Origin of the sequence: Salmonella sp. NW722 (genome assembly GCF_051702785.1) — a bacterium.
Lineage (GTDB): Bacteria > Pseudomonadota > Gammaproteobacteria > Enterobacterales > Enterobacteriaceae > Salmonella > Salmonella enterica.
In genome coordinates this window covers 365,862-386,793 of sequence record NZ_JAMMIN010000003.1, presented here as the reverse complement: position 1 = coordinate 386,793, position 20,932 = coordinate 365,862, and the positions used below count along the sequence as shown (strand labels likewise).

17 protein-coding genes and 1 pseudogene are annotated in these 20,932 nt (G+C 53.8%); 5 read left to right on the top strand and 13 right to left on the bottom strand.

Annotated features, from left to right (window positions below; all coding sequences use genetic code 11):
* From NA330_RS09520 to mdtM, 5 genes are all read right to left on the bottom strand, one after another.
* Complete coding sequence (locus NA330_RS09520; protein WP_000211979.1) at nucleotides 1–462, bottom strand: YjiG family protein; 462 nt, start codon at nucleotides 460–462, stop codon at nucleotides 1–3.
* Nucleotides 459–1,127, bottom strand: coding sequence for a nucleoside recognition domain-containing protein (locus NA330_RS09515; RefSeq protein ID WP_023241838.1), 669 nt, complete (start codon nucleotides 1,125–1,127; stop codon nucleotides 459–461). The genes NA330_RS09520 and NA330_RS09515 overlap by 4 nt, the downstream gene beginning before the upstream one ends.
* An 872-nt stretch (nucleotides 1,128–1,999) precedes the next feature.
* Entirely contained in the window at nucleotides 2,000–3,184 is a 1,185-nt protein-coding gene (locus tag NA330_RS09510; protein WP_023241837.1) for an MFS transporter, read from the bottom strand.
* A 219-nt stretch (nucleotides 3,185–3,403) separates the two neighbouring features.
* Entirely contained in the window at nucleotides 3,404–4,675 is a 1,272-nt protein-coding gene (locus tag NA330_RS09505) for a DUF445 domain-containing protein (protein ID WP_023241836.1), read from the bottom strand.
* A gap of 86 nt (nucleotides 4,676–4,761) precedes the next feature.
* On the bottom strand, nucleotides 4,762–6,003 hold the full coding sequence (mdtM, locus tag NA330_RS09500; protein ID WP_001188918.1) for a multidrug efflux MFS transporter MdtM: 1,242 nt from the start codon (nucleotides 6,001–6,003) through the stop codon (nucleotides 4,762–4,764).
* 478 nt (nucleotides 6,004–6,481) lie between these two features.
* On the opposite strand from mdtM, the gene NA330_RS09495 reads away from it, so the two are divergent.
* Nucleotides 6,482–7,447, top strand: a complete 966-nt coding sequence (locus NA330_RS09495; RefSeq protein WP_017465689.1) for an Rpn family recombination-promoting nuclease/putative transposase — start codon at nucleotides 6,482–6,484, stop codon at nucleotides 7,445–7,447.
* Between the two features lie 180 nt (nucleotides 7,448–7,627).
* Nucleotides 7,628–8,998 (top strand): NAD-dependent succinate-semialdehyde dehydrogenase, encoded by a 1,371-nt coding sequence (locus tag NA330_RS09490; RefSeq protein ID WP_023241835.1) that lies wholly within the window; start codon nucleotides 7,628–7,630, stop codon nucleotides 8,996–8,998.
* Nucleotides 8,999–9,092: 94 nt separating this feature from the next.
* Here NA330_RS09490 and NA330_RS09485 read toward each other — a convergent pair whose 3' ends face one another.
* On the bottom strand, nucleotides 9,093–9,236 hold the full coding sequence (locus NA330_RS09485) for a hypothetical protein (RefSeq protein WP_001595639.1): 144 nt from the start codon (nucleotides 9,234–9,236) through the stop codon (nucleotides 9,093–9,095).
* Here NA330_RS09485 and yjiS point away from each other — a divergent pair.
* Nucleotides 9,203–9,367: a DUF1127 domain-containing protein YjiS gene (gene yjiS, locus NA330_RS09480; protein ID WP_000397915.1), complete on the top strand. Its 165-nt coding sequence runs from the start codon at nucleotides 9,203–9,205 to the stop codon at nucleotides 9,365–9,367. The genes NA330_RS09485 and yjiS overlap by 34 nt on opposite strands.
* 76 nt (nucleotides 9,368–9,443) lie before the next feature.
* On the opposite strand, the gene NA330_RS09475 is transcribed toward yjiS, so the two are convergent.
* From NA330_RS09475 to btsT, 6 genes are all read right to left on the bottom strand, one after another.
* Nucleotides 9,444–10,364 carry a DUF5655 domain-containing protein gene (locus NA330_RS09475; protein WP_001280242.1) on the bottom strand — a complete coding sequence of 307 codons (921 nt, stop codon included), beginning with the start codon at nucleotides 10,362–10,364 and terminating at the stop codon, nucleotides 9,444–9,446.
* Between the two features lie 410 nt (nucleotides 10,365–10,774).
* Nucleotides 10,775–11,416: a LysE family translocator gene (locus tag NA330_RS09470; RefSeq protein WP_000438687.1), complete on the bottom strand. Its 642-nt coding sequence runs from the start codon at nucleotides 11,414–11,416 to the stop codon at nucleotides 10,775–10,777.
* Between the two features lie 47 nt (nucleotides 11,417–11,463).
* A complete protein-coding gene (locus tag NA330_RS09465; protein ID WP_001128426.1) occupies nucleotides 11,464–12,279 on the bottom strand; it encodes an AraC family transcriptional regulator in 816 nt (271 codons plus the stop codon).
* A gap of 37 nt (nucleotides 12,280–12,316) precedes the next feature.
* Complete coding sequence (gene yjiA, locus NA330_RS09460) at nucleotides 12,317–13,273, bottom strand: GTPase (RefSeq protein WP_017441752.1); 957 nt, start codon at nucleotides 13,271–13,273, stop codon at nucleotides 12,317–12,319.
* Nucleotides 13,274–13,283: 10 nt separating this feature from the next.
* Nucleotides 13,284–13,487 carry a YbdD/YjiX family protein gene (locus tag NA330_RS09455; protein ID WP_000460616.1) on the bottom strand — a complete coding sequence of 68 codons (204 nt, stop codon included), beginning with the start codon at nucleotides 13,485–13,487 and terminating at the stop codon, nucleotides 13,284–13,286.
* A gap of 94 nt (nucleotides 13,488–13,581) precedes the next feature.
* Nucleotides 13,582–15,732 (bottom strand): pyruvate/proton symporter BtsT, encoded by a 2,151-nt coding sequence (gene btsT / locus NA330_RS09450; protein ID WP_000379929.1) that lies wholly within the window; start codon nucleotides 15,730–15,732, stop codon nucleotides 13,582–13,584.
* Nucleotides 15,733–16,098: 366 nt separating this feature from the next.
* On the opposite strand from btsT, the gene tsr reads away from it, so the two are divergent.
* Nucleotides 16,099–17,760, top strand: coding sequence for a methyl-accepting chemotaxis protein (tsr, locus tag NA330_RS09445; protein ID WP_023234384.1), 1,662 nt, complete (start codon nucleotides 16,099–16,101; stop codon nucleotides 17,758–17,760).
* 111 nt (nucleotides 17,761–17,871) lie between these two features.
* Here tsr and NA330_RS09440 read toward each other — a convergent pair.
* Nucleotides 17,872–17,946, bottom strand: a pseudogene (locus NA330_RS09440) (GNAT family N-acetyltransferase); the annotation flags it as partial.
* 136 nt (nucleotides 17,947–18,082) lie between these two features.
* On the opposite strand from NA330_RS09440, the gene NA330_RS09435 reads away from it, so the two are divergent.
* Nucleotides 18,083–20,848: a sigma 54-interacting transcriptional regulator gene (locus NA330_RS09435; protein ID WP_023241834.1), complete on the top strand. Its 2,766-nt coding sequence runs from the start codon at nucleotides 18,083–18,085 to the stop codon at nucleotides 20,846–20,848.
* The last annotated feature ends 84 nt before the right edge of the window (nucleotides 20,849–20,932 follow it).

Sequence of the window (20,932 nt, the reverse complement as noted above, 5' to 3'; positions counted from 1 at the left end):
TTAAACAATAAGCTGCATGACCCAGATCGACAGCAGCGCATTGATGGCGCAGACTGCGATAATATGCGGGTAATATTTGGCGTTGACTTCGGCAGTACCGAGACAGCGGCCGACATTCTGTACCGGGTTTCCCATCAGGTAAATGGCTGGCAGTAGTACGGTAACATCGTGGCCGCTTAGCGCGCCGGCGGTAGCCAGACTGGCCGCCACGCCAACGGCGCCGCCCATACTCATCAGCGAAGCCAGAAGCACCGTAGCCGCTTCGCCGGGAAGCCCCCACAACGCCATCACGGGCTGGCAGATATGGCCTACCCAGTCGAGCAGACCGGTAATTTTCAGCGCCTGAATAATGACAAATGCCATGACCACATTGGGTAACAGGTTGGTCGTGGCGATGGTAAAACCGCGGCGTGCGCCATCGATAAACATATCCATGACATTCTTACGTACCTGAGTCGTCATGATTGGGCTCCTTGCGCAGGGTGACGGCGTTCTTCGATGTTAATCCAGACGCGCAAAAGGTTTGCGCCGATAAATTTGAATAGCAGAATGACCACCAGCGGAATGATGACTGACGTTCCCAGAAAGGCGAATACTGCAACGCCGGAGGAGAAATAGTTGGTGATAATAGCGCTGCCGCTGGTCTGCCAGGCGGCAAAAATCACTTTATCGCGTTCAGTGATTTCGCCTTCCTGCGCCAGTTCTTTGGTCATACCCGCCGCGGCGTCGGTATTTTGCAGGTTGGCGATCAGCGCCAGTGAGCAAATACCGGGAATGCCAAGCAACGGTTTCAGGATGGGCGTCATCAGTTGCTGTGCCGCCCGCAGACCGCCCAGTCCATCCGTAATCGCGATGATACCCAGAGAAAGGATAACCGACGGCGCCAGCTCCAGCGCAAAAAGGAAGCCATCTTTCGCGCCCGTTCCGCCCGCGCCGCGAAAGGTCTGCGTACCGGTCACATGACCGAATGACCCGTTGAGTACGGTAAAATCAAAAACGCGCCACCAGCCTTCGCTTCCGGAAAATACGCCGGAAAAGAAAATAATGGTGAGAAAAAACGCCAGGTATCCCTTTATCCCGACCTTTTCTGTATCAAGCGGCATGGCCGCCCCGTCTTGTTGCGCCATAGCGATCCCCGAATTTTTTTGATGATGTGTTGGTTGTAGCCACAGGCCAAAAAGCCCGAAACAGAAAGACCTTATCAGTCATGAGGGTAAGGGCAAAATGCAAGTATGTATCGTGCTATGCGTTTCTTGCATAGCAGCGCGAAAAATCACCATCCTCGCTACTGCCGGAGGCGCGGGGAACCGTGGACGGTATAACGCGAGGTAAAAAAGCAAAGAAACAGGTGTTGACGCAGGCCGGAGCTGAGAGCAGGAAAAAAGGAGAAATAAATTTGACGTTAGTCAATTTCACGCCACTTAATTATCGTTGTTAAAAAATAGGATTTTTTAACCTAAATTTTACTTTTTTACTGTAATTTTTCACGCCTTAAGAGGAATTGTCACGGTCAGGTCAGTAGCCGCTGATAGGTCAGCTTGCGCCCTAAGAATCCTACGGGCAGGTAATAAAAAACGAATAATCGAATTAATTTCATGATGTGATTTATTTATAATTGTGATGATTTGAGAGGAAGCGATAATCATCATAATGGAATATATAGCCAAAATAATTCGAGTTGCGTAAAGGTGGCAAGGGAGTGAGTCCCCAGGAGCATAGATAACTATGTAACTGGGGTGAGCAACGGCCCGTCAGGGCGAGGCCCATAGATGGGCCGGGTAATCCGTAGCCAACACATAAGCAACTTGAAGTAGGAAGGGTATATAAAATAATAGGCAGTTTGATAACACTAAAAACCATAGAATAAGTATAGTTTTTAGTGGCATCTTTACCTTGAAATAACGTGTTGAGGATGTGCTATTAAAAACAGATCCGCATTGCGCCGCGAATAGCATTAAAGATACAACCTGGTGCGGAGAGCGTGGGTTTACTCTACCGCTTATTCACGTATCACAAACCGTTTTTGTTTTATCTGCTGCGCGGCGCTGATCAGCGCGGCAAAAAAGAGCGCCGCGGCACCGCAAAGCGTGGCGTTGATAATTGCCGACGCGCCATTGCCTGACAGACTGGCGGCGAGCGGACCGAGAATTTGCCCAATACCATACGTTAGCGTCACCAGGCCTAACAAATTAATATTGCCCGGCGCGCTGAGTTGTCGGGCTAGCGGCATCACCAGCGAGGTTGTGCCCATAAACGTGGCGCCAAAACCAATACTGCTCAGTATTAACAGCAACAATGAGTCGCTGGCGAGAGACAGCAGCACGCAGGCGCTCTGGATCAACAGGTTCGCGGTCAGGCATGGCAGGACGCCCCAATGTTTTGCCGCCCACAGCCAGCCGAAGCAGCCGGGAATGATCGCCAGGCCGACTAACGACCAAAGGTGCGCCGTGAGTAGCGGAGAGCCCGCGCTTTTCGCCATCAGCGGCAAATAGGTAGCGACAATGATGTAGCCGAATCCGGCGAAACCGTACAACAGCGCCAGTTGCCACCAGGGCATAGGCTGATTTTCGATTCTTGCTAAGGGCGCAGGCGGCAGCGCATGAGCGCGGGGGGGAATCAACATTGCCACGATTAATAGCAATATACCGGCGAGCGCTCCGGCCCCCAGCCATAGCGAATGGGCCGAAAGCGCATAATGTAAACCGCCAATGACATATTCGTTACCCAGTGCAATCCCGGCCCCGACGCCGGAAAAGAGCGCGGCGATCACAAACGGATGGCGGGTATGATGCAACACAATCATTGATCCAAAAATCATCATTCCCGCACTCGCGACGCCTGCCAGGAAGCGCACCAACATGACGATTGCGGGTTGGGTAAATATCGCCATGGCCAGAATAAGAATACCGGTGGCGACCGCCGAAGCCAGCAGCATGGGGCGTAGACGAGAGGGGAGATGAAAAAGGCCAAAGGAAAACAGTAAGCTTCCCGCCAGGTACCCTGCATAATTGGCGCTGGCAATCCAGGAGAGCTGATTAAACGTTAGCTGCTTTTCCGCCAGCATTACCGGCAGCATGGGCGTATACAGAAAGCGGCCAACTCCCATCCCCAGCGTCAATACCATCATACCGAAAAGCGCCGTAAAAATGGGATGGCGAGGTGAAGCGCTCTGAGCATAAACCATGGTTTTTCTCTTTGCTAAAGTAAGGCAGGAATGCCGGATTGTTGTTGTAAATGATAATAAAAAGTAAAATTAATGTTTCAAATTTGCAAGAAAAGAAAGTGAAGCGCAGGCGAATAACGGATTGAGAAGAGGGGCATCGGTGGGAAATGGCATTAAATTAATGCCTCCCACGTGCGGGGTTTGGCAGTTAATCTGAACGAGAATTGCGCCTTCCCCTTCTTAGATACTGAGCAGTGCCGGTATTTGCGACAGTAAATATAACACCAGACCGATAGCGCCGCCGACCAGCGTGCCGTTCACGCGGATAAACTGCAAATCTTTACCGATATTAAGCTCAATCTGCTGCGACATATCGCGCGCATCCCAGCCTTTTACGGTATCGCTGATGTGGCGCGTCAGGAAGGCGGCGAACTCCGGCGCGACGCGGTGCGCGGCCTGTTCCAGATGACCGTTAAGCGAGGCGCGTAATGCGTCGTCGGCGATCAGCGTCTCGCCAAACCATTGTCCGGCATGAGCGATGCGCTGCTTTACCTTCGAGTCTTCGGCGTTGATATCTGTTTTTAACCACTGGCGTAGATCCGCCCAGATCTCGCCGAGATAACGGTTAAACGCCTCATCTTCCTTCAGGTAACTTTTAATGTTTTCTGCCCGGGCAGCCATTTCCGGATCATGTTTAAGTTTATCGATCAGCCTATACGTCGCGCGATCGAAGGCATGACGAATCTGATGCGCGCGGTCGTGACTGATATCATCCAGCAGAGAATTTACCGCGTCGGAGACCAGTTCAGCGCTGTGTTCTCCCAGCCATTCGGTCGGCAGAATCTTCGCTTTTAACGGATGCTCGGTTTCCAGCCAGCGTATGATCTGTCTGGCGATAAATGTTCGGGAGCTGTCACGCTGTAACAGGGCGATAAGCTGGGCGATCAGCGTATCGAGTAACACCTGGTGACGATCGTTTTTGGTCATGCTTTCCAGCATCAGGGCGCTGGTGCCGGAAAGATCCACTTTATCAATCGCCTTATGCACCGCTCGCTTGAGCAGCCGCTGAATACGGGCGTCATCGGTTAGTTCCAGAAAGCCGCTCATAATTTGCAGCAGATGCTGCCCGACCCGGCTGGCGTTGTCCGGCTGGCTGAACCAGTTTCCGATAAGCAGCGTGGGTTCATGGCGGCGGATTAGCGCGATCAGCGACTGCGTATCAAGGAACTTCTCCTGCACAAATTGCCCAAGATTTTCGCCGATTCGGTCTTTGTTACGGGGAATAATCGCCGTATGTCGTGAAATAAACGGAATGGGAATGCGGCGAAACAGCGCCACCACGGCAAACCAATCCGCCAGCGCGCCAACCATCGCCGCTTCGGCAATAGCTTTTACGCCCAGCACCCAAAAACTGGGCGGCAGGAAAAGCGTGGTCACAAACGTCGCGGCGGCTATCAGCAACAGTGAGAGCGCCAGGCGTTTGGCGCGTTTGAGTTCGGCGATTTTATTCATAGGGTTAAGGATAGAGCCAGACGGCAGGAACGTGCAAAAAACATCAGGTTATCCTTTGCCGGATAAGCCTCTATCCGGCAGAGTGTTTACTTCTCAGCGGCCAGTTCTGCCGCCTCATGCTGGCGCACGCGCTGTAATAGTGTCGCCAGAGTGAAGACCACAATCACCCCGGCCACCGCTGCCAGCAGGTGAAATGGCAGTCTCCCGCCGTGAAACCACAGCCAGCGGCCAACTTCGACCGACACCGCCATCACCGTCAGAATCACCATGTTCAGCGAGGCTGAAACCGTCCCTTTTGGCAAGTTGTTGGAGAAAAGCGTGAAGCGAAACAGCGTCGGGAAAATCATGCCAATGCCGAACGCGTACAGGCTGGTGCCCAGCACAGACCAAAGCCAGACGTGCGGCAGAAGAAGATTACCGAGGAGTAATGTCGCCAGCCCGCTTAACTGGATTGGTACGGCGCGCCAGATAAAACGCGGTCGGGTTGGATCTTTCACCAGGCGTACAACGATCATATTGGCCACGATCACCGCACCGAATACGGGCACCTGCGCCCAGGCGAATTGCGAAGTACTCATCCCGCCAGCATCGATCAGGATCACCGGCGACACCGCCACCCAGCTCATCATCGGGATGTAGCTCAACGACAGCGTCGCCGCCCCGGTGAGAAAAATCGGGTTGCGAAACACATTACGAAAATCGCGCAGTACGCTCACCGCGCTGAACGGCACCGCGCCGCGTTGCACCGTTTCTGGCATCGCCAGTAGCAGGCCGCACAACGCCAACAGTCCCATCACCGCAATAATACCGAACAGTACCTTCCAGTGAACGAAGTGCATCAGCGCGGCGCCGGAGAGCGGGCCGATAACCGGCGCGACCAGCACAATGGAGGTAATAATCGCCATCAGCTTAATGGCTTTGGTTTGACCGAAGGCCTCCTGTACCGTGACGTAGCCGACCGTTGCGATAAAGCAAATGCTGGTGCCCTGCACAAAACGGGCAACCAGAAACTGCGTCATTGAGGTCGTCAACAGCGTTGCCGCGCAGGCGAGAGTAAAAATTAATGCCCCTGCAATCAGCACTGGCCGGCGGCCAATCCTGTCGGATAGCGGCCCCAGAAGCCATTGCAACGCCATTCCGCCCGCCAGATAGAGACTGACCGAGGCCGGCGCAAGACTGACGTCAGCATTAAAATCGCGCACGACGTTAATGATGCCAGGCTGAATCAGATCCGTCGTCAGATAGGCGGCAAAATCGTACAAAATCAGCGCCATCGGGAAAAATAACGTTGTGGCGCGTTGGGAGAAAAACTGAATAATCCGTTGCATAAAAAATGCGCTCCATGTCGGAGAACCCCATGATGGGACAGCGAAACTCAATACCGTCATCGTGACGTCAGGCAGGCGATGGAAACAGCGGCTGCGGATGTACTGAATTTCATGTAATCAAAAACGCTGCCGGTGAAAACACAGACAGGAAGAGACGCGTTCTGAATCTCGTCAGAACGTGTGGCGATTACAGATAACAATCAGCACATCACACCTCGGGAAATTTACGTTGCACGGAAAATATACACATTAAGTGTAATTAAATTTTGATGTTAATCAAAAGAGTTTGTCTGGTTAATAAAGATAAAGGCAGGGCGCGCAGGCTGGTATTTTGCGTGTTCAGTTCCGAAAATGCATATGCATTACAGATAACAGGATTTATCTTCCGTCGCGCCTCGCAATGCTGAAAAGGTACGGATGAGAAAGGAATTTTCAGGAGGTAGAGTCGCAGCATCCTGGTTTGGGGTGACGGAGCGCCATGAAAAAATCGACGACCTCAACACCGCATGATGCGGTGTTTAAAACCTTTTTGCGCCACCCGGAAACCGCACGCGATTTTATGGAGATTCATCTGCCGGTGTCGTTACGCCAGCTTTGCGACCTGCGGACGCTAAAGCTGGAGCCCGGCAGTTTTATTGAAAAAAATCTGCGAGCCTATTATTCCGATGTGCTTTGGTCGCTGAAAACGCGCGAGGGCGACGGTTATATCTATGTCGTGATTGAACATCAGAGCACGCCGGATGCGCATATGGCGTTTCGGCTGATGCGGTATGCGATGGCGGCAATGCAACAGCATCTGGATGCGGGGCATAAGCATCTTCCGCTGGTGGTGCCGATGCTGTTTTATCACGGTGTTGATAGCCCGTATCCTTTTTCGCTGTGCTGGCTGGATGAGTTTGCGAACCCGGAAGTGGCAAGAAGACTCTATGCCGCTGCCTTTCCGCTGGTCGACATTACGGTGGTATCGGATGATGACATTATGCAGCACCGCCGCATTGCGCTGCTGGAGCTCATCCAAAAACATATCCGCCAGCGCGACCTGCTGGGACTGGTTGAACGGATTGCTTCGCTGTTAGTTACTGGTTGCGCTAATGACAGGCAGCTTAAAGCGCTGTTTAATTATCTTATGATTCAGCACGGACATACGCCTCGTTTCACCACGTTTATTCGTGATGTGGTAGGGCATGTCCCGCACACTAAGGAGAGACTGATGACGCTGATAGAGAGGATCCGCGCAGCGGATCGCAGAAAAGGGGAACGGCAAGGAAGACAGGTCGGTCTGGAGGAAGGATTAGCAGAAGGATTAGAAAAAGGGCTGGAAAAAGGTCAGCATGTTGCCGCATTGCGTATCGCCAGACAGATGCTGGCGGACGGACTTGACCGCGAGACTGTCCAGCGGTTCACCGGCCTTACGGCTGAAGAGCTTCAGGATGTTAGCCACTAACGCGGTTCCAGTCTGAATGTTGCAGGCCCGGTGCCCGCCGGGCAACGCTCTCTATAATTATCGCTGATAACCTCACGAATATACCGAACTTTACCGATAGCGCCAGCCATCTCTACTACCCTTATTGTTCTGAGCGGCATTTACGGCTGCCTTAATGACGATAACAAGGAGACATGTGATATGGCTTACCAGACAGTGAATCCTGCCAATAATCAGCTCATTAAAGAGTACCCCCCGCACACGGACGCGGATATTGAAGCCGCGCTGCAAAAAGCTGACGCGCTCTATCACTCCGACTGGTCCAAAGGAGAGATTGACCAACGTCTGCCGGTACTGCATAAGCTGGCTGACTTGATCGACAGCCGTGTTGAAGAACTGGCAAAAATCGCCAGCCAGGAGATGGGCAAGCTCATCAAGCAAAGCCGTGGCGAAGTCAAACTATGCGCGCAGATCGCTCGCTATTATGCGGATAACGCGAAGCAGTTTCTTGCCCCGGTGCCTTATAAAACCGAGTTTGGCGACGCGTGGGTAGAACATCATCCGATTGGCGTCATCATGGCCGTTGAGCCGTGGAACTTCCCGTACTATCAGTTGATGCGTGTGCTGGCGCCGAACCTGGCCGCAGGTAACCCGGTGCTGGCGAAACATGCCAGCATCGTACCGCACTGCGCCGAGACGTTTGCCCATCTGGTGCGTGAAGCCGGCGCGCCGGAAGGCGCATGGACCAACCTGTTTATTTCCTCCGATCAGGTGGCGAACATCATCGCCGACCCGCGCGTGCAGGGCGCGGCGCTGACCGGATCTGAAAAAGCGGGGAGCGCCGTGGCGGCACAGGCGGCGAAGCACATTAAAAAATCGACGCTGGAACTGGGCGGGAACGATGTGTTCGTCGTGCTGGACGATGCCGATCTTGAGAAAGCGGTGAAAATTGGCGTGCAGGCACGGCTCACTAATGCGGGGCAGGTATGTACGGCGGCGAAGCGCTTTATCCTGCATGAGAAAATCGCCGATCAATTCCTCAGCCAGTTCACCGAGGCGTTCAGGAAGGTGAAGGTGGGGGATCAGATGGACGCTTCTACCGAACTGGGGCCGCTGTCGTCGAAAGATGCGCTGGAAACATTGACCAGACAGGTCGAGGAAGCGGTGAAAAATGGCGCGACGCTGCACGTTGGCGGCAAGCCGCTGGAAAGCAAAGGCAACTTCTTTGAGCCGACGATTCTGACCAATATTACGCGTGACAACCCGGCGTACTTTGAAGAGTTCTTCGGCCCGGTGGCGCAGATGTATGTGGTGAAAGACGATGACGAGGCGGTAAAACTCGCTAACGATTCCCACTACGGCCTGGGCGGCGCGGTGTTTAGTCAGGATATTGAGCGTGCTAAACGCATGGCCTCCCGGATTGAAACCGGGATGGTTTATATCAACTGGCTGACTGACACCGCAGCGGAGCTGCCGTTCGGCGGCGTTAAGCGTTCGGGCTTCGGACGCGAGCTATCGGATCTGGGGATTAAGGAGTTTGTGAACCAGAAGCTGGTAGTGGTGCGCCGCTAATCCCTGTTGCCCCTCTGAAATCGGGAGGGGCCTGGCTTTTTGCAGCGAAGGACGCGGATCTTAAATCAGAACGAAATAAGCGAACAAAACCCCCTCAATTGCCCTCCTTATTTATCCACGTTGCACTAACCGTGCTTTTTATCCCGGTATTGTTTGTACAGACATTCATGATGCCCGCATTTTCTGTTCTATGCGGAGGCCGGTATGGAATTTTACGAGAACCGCCCCAGACAACCATTCATTGGCTTTGTGCAGCTCAGGCGGGCGCTAAAAAGGTGGTGGCTTCGTAAGCGGGCCTGTCAGGCGCTGCGACGAATGAGTGACGAGCAGTTAAAGGATATTGGGTTGGAAAGGAAGGATGTGGAATAACAGATAAGAGCCAGTAAAACTGGAAAGGCTGGATAATCTTATCTTAACCTCTCCAGTAGGCGGGTATCCTGGAACGCTAATTTTCTTGCCAGGCTTTCTCGATCAGCAGCTTGGCTTTATCCAGATCATGTTCGTTACGCACAATCAATTCGACGTCGCCGGTTCCCCAGTGGCCAATGTTTGTGACGTCCCGGCTAAATCCTTCTTCAAGCTGGATATGCTGTGGATTGATTTTCAGCCACAGGCGTAGGTGTGGGTCGGTCACGGGATAAACGGCTACGCACAGAAAGTTGCGAATGAGGCGGAAGGCGTCATAGAGCTTAAGCTCTTTAAACTGAACCTCATCACTGAGTGACAGCACATAACTTTTTAGCTGTTCATATAATGAAAGCAGCGCGGGAGAGGCCGAAGAGAGCTGTTCGCGCTGCGTGCGGGTATGGCGTTTACCGCTGCTGACGGAACCGTTCGCGATGATGTACTGAGGGCTATTTTCGACCACGGCGTTAACCAGTTCCAGCATTAACAGGTCGTCGGCAAAAAGCTTGTAGCGAATCAGGTTGATATTGCGGTTGATTTGCTGAACGGCATGTTCGTCGTATTTATTAAAATCGGCGGCAATACAGATTAACCGTGTGCCGGACCAGTCGATGGCTTTGGCCGCGGTTTTACTTATTTTCTCCATCACCAGCAACTGAAATTCCGCTTTATGATCGAGCAGCCAGTCGAGATAAAAGAGCCCCTGGTTAATGACGTTTTCATTGCTGTGGCGCTTATATTCAATAATCACCGGGCAGTTATTTTCATCGAGGCCGAGGGAATCAATTCGCCCACGATGGGTTTTACCCGTGTGGTATTCGGTCTCGAGAAAGCGGACGCCAAGGAACGTTTCCATATGGGATTCGATCAGCATTTGCAGATCTTTTTCAATGGCTGCGGCTTTGCCCGGTAGTTCTTGTACTTTCCCGCCACCGAGGCGGAAAAGCTGGATATCGCTCATGGATCCCTCCTGAATTTTCTGCGCACTATCATACGTTATGTGAAAAGAGATAAAAGCGGAAATCGGGCTTTTGGAGGTGAGATATGTTATAAGCCCGACAGCAGGTGGTTACCGGGCAGCGGGCCGTAGGTCGGATAAGCGTTAGCGCCATCCGACGCTGTTACAGCAATTTGCGCGTCTTACAGAAGAAAAGTCCAGCTGAAAACCAATGAAAATAAGCCGCTGGATGAGAGGTGATATTATATTTGGTGATGAGAATAAAGCGGCTATTTAGTCGCTTTATTGGTTTCTGGGGGCAGGTTAATTTATGGCGGCGTCGGCATTATAAGAAGGAAAGGGTTCGAATGATGCAGACCCTATTCATCTGTCCGGGCAACGTTGACCACCGTATAAAGCTGCCCCTCATCGATTTAACTTGTAATGAACTGCCATACAATCCAGCAGCCAAAGGCGATCAAAATGCCGCCGGCGGCGCGTTCAATTTTCCAGACAAGATTACCCAGACGACGTTGAATTTGCGGCAGGGCGATAAGCGTTATCAGCAGCAGATCCCAGAGTAACACTACGCTGGTCATCCAGATTCCACATATGGCCTGTTGTGTAACGGTCACGTTTGGGCCCAGCAGGGCGGTCATTAGCGCCAGATAAAACAGAGCATTTTTCGGATTCAACAGCGATGAACCTAGCCCCAGTAATAGTTGTTTTGCCAGTGACGGACATGCTGATGCGGCGTACCGCCACTCCAGCGGCCCGGCGCGGCTTTTCAACAGTTGACGGCCCACCCATAGCAGGTAGGCGGCACCCAATAGTTCGATGATGGTAAAGAGCAGCGGCGTCTGACGTAGTAGCCCTGACCCAATCACCACCAGCAGAATATAGAGCCCATTTCCCGCCGCAATGCCGAGGCACAGCCCGACGCTGCCGCGCAGCCGATAGCGTACGGCGTAACCGACCAGCAAAAAGAAGTCCGGACCCGGGCTGAGCAGCGCCATAAAATGCGCCAGCGCCAGTGCGGGAAACGCCGGGGGAAATAACGTTGTAACCTGTTCCATAGTAACCTCAGTGATGATACTGAGGTCAGCCTATACCTGCGGATGCGCTATTTATTGTCGGATATTGATCTGTTCTGCGCGTACTGACGCGGCGTTGCCGCCGTGTAGCTGACGAAGGTTTTGTGGAAATGACTTTGATCGGCGAAACCGGTCTGATAGGCAACATCGGCAATATCGTCCCCGGCGCGCAATCGGTGCCGGGCATATTCAATGCGGGCCATATTGGTAAAGCTGACAGGAGTCAGGCCTGTATCCTGCTTAAAAGTGCGAATCAGAGTCTCCTTACGGAGCGCAAACTCCTGCGCCAGTGTGTCCAGCGTCGGCGGTTCCTGAAGGTTGCTGACTAAGCGGGCAACCAACTGGCGGCTGATGGCGCATGGCGGTTCGGCGTCGGCACTTTGTAGCGGCAGGGCGCGCAACAGGTGGATAATAAGCGCCGGAAGTCCGGCGGTTTGCTGCTGAGTAATAGACGTCACAATTTGCTGATAAAGCTGGAAAAGCTGCGGGTCCTGCAACTGTGGCTGCGTGGTATGCAGGCGGCTATCCGCCGGCAAATGGGGAAGCTGCGTCAGGCACCAGTCCGCATCGAGATACAGCATATGATAGCTGCGTGGTCGCTCGTGGAGCGGGTTACAACTGTGTGGAGATTGCGGGGGGATCAGGATCAGCTCGCCGGGGCGTAACAGATACTCTTGCCCGTTACTGATGCAGCGGGTTTCTCCGGCGATGATCGCGCCCAGCGACAGTTGCGGGTGGCTGTGGCGCTTATAGGCCTGACGGCTTTCACTGGTGGTACGTAGCTCCAGCCACGGCAGTTGTGGCAGACGCCAGAAGCGTTGGTGTATATCTCGGATAAGGGGCATACAATCTCCTGTGCGGTCCCGGCTTTTCTGCGCCCGTTTACTTCCTTAACCCCGCAAACGCCGCTCTGATCTCGTCTTCCGGCAACTGGATCCCGATAAACACTAGCGTGCTGTGCGGTGTTTCGTCGCCCCACGGTTTGTCCCAGTCGGCGCTGTAGAGACGCTGCACGCCCTGGAACAGCAGGCGGTTGGGTTCGCCGTCGATCCACAGCATCCCTTTGTAACGCAGCAGTTTATCCGCTGATTCCAGCAGCAGGTTTTCCATCACCCGCGAAACCTCGCTGATATCCACCGGGTAATCCAGCTCCACCACAATTGACGACACATCGTTCTGTTTATCGGCAATAAAGTGGAAACGCGGTTGGCTTGCCAGCACGTTCTCTTCCAGCATAAAGCCGCTGGTATTAAACAACTGACTCAGGTCAATATCGCCGTGTACCACGGTGTAAACCGGGGCGCGGGCGTTGATACGCGCCAGCCTCTCGCGCAGTTTCTCGCTGTCGCCTGCCACGTCGGTTTTGGTCAGCAGGATACGGTCGGCGTAACCTATCTGCGACTGAGCGATGGTGAACTGGTTCATCTGCTCGTTAGCGTGCACCGCGTCGACCAGCGCAATCACGCCGTCTAACAGGTAGCGTTCGCATAATACGTCATGGGAGAAAAAGGTCTGAATAATCGGGCCGGGGTCAGCCATGCCGGTGCATTCAATCACCAGGCGGTCGAAAGCAATATCGCCGCGGTCGCGGCTGTCGAGCAGGTCTAATAGCGCATCTTCCAGCTCGTTGGAGCGGGTACAACAGATGCAGCCGTTAGTCAGGGTTTTGATCTGTGTGGCGCGATCGCCAATCAGTTGATCGTCAACGGAGACTTCGCCAAATTCGTTTTCGATAACGGCGATTTTAAAACCATGTTGTTCGTTGAGGATATGGCGTAGTAGGGTGGTTTTGCCGGCACCAAGAAAACCGGTAAGTAGGGTAACTGCAATCGGGGTCATAGTCTCTCCATTAACAACAGCGCATACCGCCTTTGCCATCGCCGCCGTAACGTGCTTGCTGACGTTCGCGGAAGAACTCTTCATAGGTCATGTACGGCTTGTCGGGATGATTAGTTTTCATGTGCTCGACATAGTTGTCGTAGTCCGGAATACCAATCAACATTTTTGCCGCCTGGCCGAGATATTTTTTTGCCTGACCTAAAGTATCAAACATTCTGCCGTCCTGTTAATGAATAAAGCCGGATGGCGGCTTGCACCTTATCCGGCCTACACTAGCCGGGAGCGCTGTGCGCTACCCGGCATCAGTTTTAGTGGTGTGAAGAGATCTTCACGCCGCCTTCCGGCACGGGCACATACGGGGTTTCTTTATCGGTACGTTTATCGCTGTTGCGTACCTTCATCCAGGTGGTGAAACCGTAGAAGATAATACTGTACACCACCACCAGGAACAGAATACTCAAACCAGCGTTAGTGTAGTTGTTCACCACGATATGGTTCATGTTGGCAATCTGCTGCTCGGTCAGGTTGGTGCCGTTGGCAATCTTCTCTTTATACAGGTTTGCCATGTAGAAGAAACCTTCCATCTGTGGGTTGGCGCTGAACAGTTTCAGGCCCAGTGCCCAGGTGGTGCAGATCAGCAGCCATACCGCCGGGATCACTGTCACCCAGATGTATTTGGTGCGCTGCATTTTGATCAGTACCACGGTGCTCAACACCAGCGCCACGGCGGCCAGCATCTGGTTAGAGATACCGAACAGCGGCCACAGGCTCTTCACGCCGCCCAGCGGGTCGACCACGCCCTGATACAGCAGATAGCCCCACAAACCGACGCAGCCTGCGGTACCGATGATACCCGCGACCAGAGAATCGGTTTTTTTCAGGAACGGGACGAAGTTACCCAGCAAATCCTGCAACATAAAGCGGCCGGAACGGGTACCCGCATCCAGTGCGGTCAGGATAAACAGTGCTTCGAACAGAATACCAAAGTGATACCAGAAGCCCATATCCGCCATCGGCAGGACTTTGTGGAACACATGCGCGATACCTACTGCCAGCGTTGGCGCGCCGCCTGCGCGGTTCAATACTGACGGTTCACCGATATCTTTCGCCGTTTGCAGGATTTGTTCCGGGGAAATCACAAAGCCCCAGGAGCTGACGGTCGCCGCCGCGTGTGCGGTAACGTCTTTCAACTGCGCCATAATCAGCGGCGCGTTCTCGCCGCCCATCTCGTGCAGGTTTGGCATGGTAATGCCCAGACCTGCTGGCGGGGTGTTCATCGCGAAGTAGAGACCCGGTTCAATGATCGAGGCCGCCACCAGCGCCATCACCGCAACAAAGGACTCCATCAGCATCGCGCCGTAGCCGATAAAACGCGCATCGGTCTCACAGGCCAGCAGTTTCGGCGTGGTACCGGAAGAGATGAGCGCGTGGAAGCCAGAGACGGCGCCACAGGCGATGGTGATGAACAGGAACGGGAACAGGGCGCCTTTCCACAGCGGGCCAGTACCGTCGACATATTGCGTCAATGCCGGCATTTTCAGTTCCGGGTTGAGGATCACAATCCCCAGCGCCAGACCGACGATCACGCCGATTTTCAGGAAGGTAGCGAGATAGTCGCGCGGGGCGAGGATCAGCCATACCGGCAGCAGCGCGGAAACAAAGGCGTAGCCGATCAGCGCGAAGGTAATGGTGGTGTCTTTAAAGGTCAGCGCCGGGCCCCAGTAAGGGTCGTGGGCAATCACGCCGCCGAAGTAAATAGACGCCACCAGCAGCACGATACCAATAACGGAGACTTCGCCTACGCGTCCCGGACGCAGGAAGCGCATGTAGATGCCCATAAACAGCGCAATCGGCACCGTGGAGCAGACGGTGAAGACGCCCCACGGGCTTTCGGCCAGCGCTTTAACCACGATTAATGCCAGCACCGCGAGGATGATGATCATGATTAAGAAGCAGCCGAACAGCGCGATGGTGCCTGGAACGGTACCCATCTCTTCTTTGATCATCTCGCCAAGAGAGGCGCCGTTACGGCGGGAAGAGATGAACAGCACCATAAAGTCCTGCACTGCGCCCGCGAGCACCACGCCCGCCAGCAACCACAGTGTCCCCGGCAGATAGCCCATCTGCGCGGCCAATACCGGCCCGACCAGCGGACCTGCGCCGGCGATGGCGGCGAAGTGGTGACCAAACAGCACGTAGCGGTTAGTCGGCACGTAGTTCAGGCCGTCGTTATTGATAACCGCCGGCGTCGCGCGCGTCGGGTCGAGTTTCATGACCTTCTGGGCGATGTACAGGCTGTAGTAGCGGTAAGCCACCAGATAGACGGAAACGGAAGCGACCACGATCCACAGGGCGCTCACGTGTTCACCCCGACGTAGGGCAACGACCGAGAGGCAGAAAGCACCGATGATTCCGAGAATCACCCAGGGTATGTGCTTGAATATCTTTTTCGTATCCATAGTAAAACCTGGTTGTAAGTTTAATTATCAGCCGAAGCTGGGTGGACATTGAGTTCGTGTTTGAGGAGGTAAATTGACTGCTATGCTGAGAGGATCTTGCCAGATCATCGCGCGCGTAAAGTTAGGTAAATCAGTGAGTGGTTGTATGGCGGTTTAAGCGGTCGGACGTACCGGTAAGCGGTTTCGCGGAGGAGGGCGTGGGCTATTTTATGTGATTGAGATCACGATATAAAATGGGACGATCCTTGTTGCGCGGGGCGTCATAACGACTTAACTGAGCTAATCGTGATATTAATGGCGCGCATCCCATAAAGTTTTCCCTTTCCAGGCCGAAAATTCTGTATCTGTCTAGCGGAAAGAGAAAACATGTTAAAGCGAATTAAAATTGTTACCAGCTTACTGCTGGTATTGGCGCTATTTGGCCTTTTACAACTGACATCCGGCGGGCTGTTCTTCAACTCGCTGAAGAATGACAAAGAAAACTTCACCGTATTGCAAACTATTCGTCAGCAGCAGTCTGCCCTGAATGCAACCTGGGTGGAGCTGTTGCAAACGCGTAATACCCTGAATCGCGCGGGTATCCGCTGGATGATGGACCAGAGCAATATTGGCAGCGGCGCAACTGTCGCTGAACTGATGCAGGGGGCGACCAATACGCTGAAGCTCACCGAAAAAAACTGGGCGCAGTATGAGTCGTTACCGCGCGATCCACGTCAGAGTGAAGCGGCTTTCCTTGAGATCAAACGAACCTATGATATCTACCACGGCGCGTTGGCGGAGCTTATTCAGCTTCTTGGCGCGGGTAAGATTAACGAGTTTTTTGATCAACCGACTCAAAGCTATCAGGACGCTTTTGAGAAGCAGTACATGGCCTATATGCAGCAAAACGATCGTCTGTACGATATTGCTGTTGAGGATAACAACAGTTCTTACAACCAGGCGATGTGGGTACTGGTCAGTGTGCTGATTGCCGTTCTGGTGGTCATTATCGCCGTCTGGTTCGGCATCAAACTGTCGCTTATCGCCCCGATGAATCGTCTGATTGAAAGCATTCGTCATATCGCCAGCGGCGATCTGGTGAAGCGTATCGACGTGGAAGGCTCCAACGAAATGGGGCAGTTGGCTGAAAACCTGCGTCATATGCAAAGTGAACTGATGCGTACCGTTGGCGATGTACGTAACGGCGCGAATGCGATCTATAGCGGCGCCAGCGAGATTGCGATGGGCAACAACGATCTCTCTTCCCGTACTGAGCAGCAGGCAGCGTCTCTGGAAGAGACCGCCGCCAGTATGGAACAACTGACCGCGACCGTGAAACAGAACGCCGAAAACGCCCGTCAGGCCAGTCACCTGGCATTGAGCGCCTCTGAAACAGCGCAAAAAGGCGGCAAAGTGGTGGATAACGTCGTACAAACAATGCGCGATATCGCCTCCAGTTCGCAGAAAATCGCCGATATTATCAGCGTAATCGACGGTATTGCTTTCCAGACCAATATTCTGGCGCTGAATGCGGCGGTAGAAGCGGCGCGCGCAGGCGAGCAGGGACGCGGGTTCGCGGTGGTGGCCGGTGAAGTCCGTAATCTGGCCCAGCGTAGCGCGCAGGCGGCACGAGAGATCAAGAGTCTGATTGAGGATTCCGTGAGCCGTGTTGATGTGGGGTCGACGCTGGTCGAAAGCGCCGGTGAAACCATGGATGAGATCGTCAATGCAGTGACCCGCGTGACCGATATCATGGGCGAGATTGCCTCGGCGTCTGACGAGCAAAGCCGTGGTATCGACCAGGTGGGCCTGGCGGTAGCGGAGATGGATCGCGTAACGCAGCAGAACGCCTCGCTGGTGGAAGAGTCCGCCGCCGCGGCTGCGGCGCTGGAAGAGCAAGCCAGCCGTCTGACCCAGGCCGTCGCGGTGTTCCGTATTCACCAGCAACAGCAGCGTGCGCGTGAAGTGGCTGCGGTAAAAACCCCGGCAGCCGTGTCGTCACCAAAGGCCGCAGTGGCCGACGGCAGCGATAATTGGGAAACATTTTAAGGGCGTATGGTGAACAGTCGGCCTACAGATGATCGTAGGCCGGATGAGATGTTCACACTTTTGCCTGATGGCGTAGCGCTTACCAGGCCTGGCAGTCCGCGCAGGCCGATTTTAAACCAGCATCAGGCGCATGGCGCAGCGTGATTCATACGCCAGGCCGTGCGCCGCTTCCTCCTCTCTTTTCTGATATCGCGCGCTAATCCAACGTTGAGTGAAGGTGTGCGGTGATCCACAAAAAATGAATAAAGCGAGAGAACGCACGGCAGGAGAGCCTTGTTTCGCGGCATCATAATTGCTGATGTGGTAATCGTGAGAGGATACGATGCGCAAAGATGCCCTGCTTGCTTTCCTGATGAACCAAACGGATTTTTTTGATCCGGAAAATGTCAGTGAGGTGTTTACCGCGCGCTATCTGGCGCAGCATTTTAATATGCAGCGTAATACCGCCAGCCATTATCTGAACCAACTGGTGGCGCAGGGCGTGCTCTGCAAAATCAATACCCGTCCCGTCTATTTCCTTCATAAGCAGGCATTTAGCCAACAGTTTTTTACCCTTTCGCGTAATGAATACGCCAGCGTCGCGGAGCTGTTAGCGCACGGGGAGCAGGAGTGCGCGCCGGACGATCACTTTTCCCTATTGATTGGCCATAACGAAAGCCTGAAGCGCCCGATTGAGCAACTGAAAACCGCGCTGTTTTATCCCGACGGCGGACTGCCGCTACTGATGACCGGCGAAAGCGGCACCGGGAAAAGTTATCTGGCGCAGCTCATGCACGAATATGCCATCGCCCAGGCGCTTCTGTCGCCGGATGCGCCATTTATCAGTTTTAATTGCGCCCAGTATGCGAGCAATCCCGAACTGCTGGCGGCGAATCTTTTTGGCTATGTGAAGGGCGCGTTTACCGGCGCGCAGAGCGACAGACCGGGCGCATTCGAGGCGGCTGACGGCGGCATGTTATTTCTGGATGAAGTCCACCGGCTGAGCGCCGAAGGGCAGGAGAAGCTCTTTACCTGGCTCGATCGTGGTGAAATTTATCGGGTAGGCGACACCGCGCAGGGGCATCCGGTTTCGGTACGTCTGGTATTTGCGACGACCGAAGAGATACACAGTACCTTTCTGACGACATTTTTGCGACGCATCCCGATTCAGGTCAACCTGCCGGATCTCCAGCACCGTAGCCGCCAGGAAAAAGAGGCGCTGATCTTACTGTTTTTCTGGACGGAGGCGAAAAAACTTTCGGCCACGCTTATCCTCAAACCGCGTTTGTTGCAGATCCTCAATCAATATGTTTATCGCGGCAACGTCGGCGAGCTGAAAAATGTGGTGAAGTATGCGGTGGCGACGGCATGGGCGAAAAAGCCTGGGCAGGAAACCGTTACCGTGTCGCTGCACGATCTGCCGGATGCCATGCTGTCGGCATTGCCGTCACTGAATGAACCGCTGGCGGACGACACGCCGGTGAGCATCTCGCCCGACACGAACCTGACCTGGCTGCTGCGCGCCCGCGACGAGATGCAGGGCATGATCCATGATACGCAGTGTCATGTGCTGGCGCTATACGAACTGGTACGTAGCGGGAAAGAGGGGTGGGAGACGGTACAAAAAAGAATGGGCGATGAAATTGAGACCCTCTTCGATCGCCTGATTTTTACCGGCGACGATAATGTGCACTCACAGCGGTTGCTGTTAATTACAAGCCAGGTGCGGGAAGAGTTTTATCGTCTGGAGAAGCGCTTCAATATGCAGCTTAACGGCAACTGTATTTACGCGCTTAGCCACTATTTAATCCATCGTACCGCACTGGCGCCTTCTCGTCTCAACAGCGAGCAGATCCGCCAACTGGACGCCTTCCTCGCCCAGAAATATCCGCTGCTGTACAGCTTCTGTTTACAAATTCTGGAGACGCTGGGCCAGAAGCTGGATCTGGAGCCGAGACGCATTGATATGCTGCTGCTGGCGCTTTGGCTGCATAAACAGGGGGCTAACAACCAAAAACAGGTGACGCATGCGGTGATTCTGGCGCATGGCTATGCCACCGCCAGCAGTATCGCCAACGTCGCCAACCGGCTACTGAAAAATACGATTTTTGAATCGTTCGATATGCCGCTGGACGTCACGCCGGAGGCGATAGCGCAACAGGTGATGCGCTATCTGGAAGAGCATCCGCTCGCCTCCGGCCTGATGATTCTGGTGGATATGGGATCGCTCAAGGCCATTCATCGTCATTTTGATCGCGCGCTTTCCACGCCAGTGACGATTATCAACAACGTCTCGACCAGCATGGCCCTGTATGTAGGGGAGCGTATTTTACAGGGGCATTTTATTGAAGAGATCGCCCGCGATATCGCCCGGGATGTGCCGGTCGAGTATCAGCTCTACTGGCCGAAAAGCAACAAACCGCGCGCCATACTGACCTCCTGCGCGACCGGTATCGGTGTGGCGACGAATCTTTGCGCATTACTGAGCGCCAGTATTCCACAGGCGCTGGAGATTGACGTCGTCGCCTGCGATTATGCGATGCTGGCGAGCAATAAAACCCAGGAGCCGGTATTTATGCGCTACGACGTACTGGCGATAGTCGGCACGCTGGACCCGCACATCGCCAGCGTGCCGTGGATTTCGCTCGACTCGCTGATCTCCGGCGAGGGGAATCACTATCTGATGCGGCTGTTTGGTTCGCTGACCACGCCGGAGCAGGTGGCGGAGATCAACAACCTGCTGCTGAAAAACTTCTCGCTCCGACGAGTGATCGAATCCGTCACCATCCTCGACACCAGCAAAGTCATCAACCACGTTGAGCAGTTTCTGCTGCGCTATGAGCATCTGGCGGGCGTTACCGTCTCGAATGAAAGAAAGGTGGCGCTCTATGTGCATATTAGTTGCCTGATTGAGCGTCTGATCCGCCATGCGGGCATTACTGCCTGGAGTGGGCAACAGTGTCCGGAACAGGAACTGAATCGGCTACGGGAAGCGTTTAGTGTCATTGAGAGTAACTACAGTGTCAAAATCCCCACCGCCGAGCTTGGCTATATCCATAATATCCTGACCTTCGAAACAGAACTTATCGAGCAAGATCAACAGTTTTAACGATTTCCCTCTGTTAACCCTCATCTTTTTTCGGCGCGCCACTTTTTCTGGCACGCCGCTTGCTCTCTTTTATCACAGTGGAAT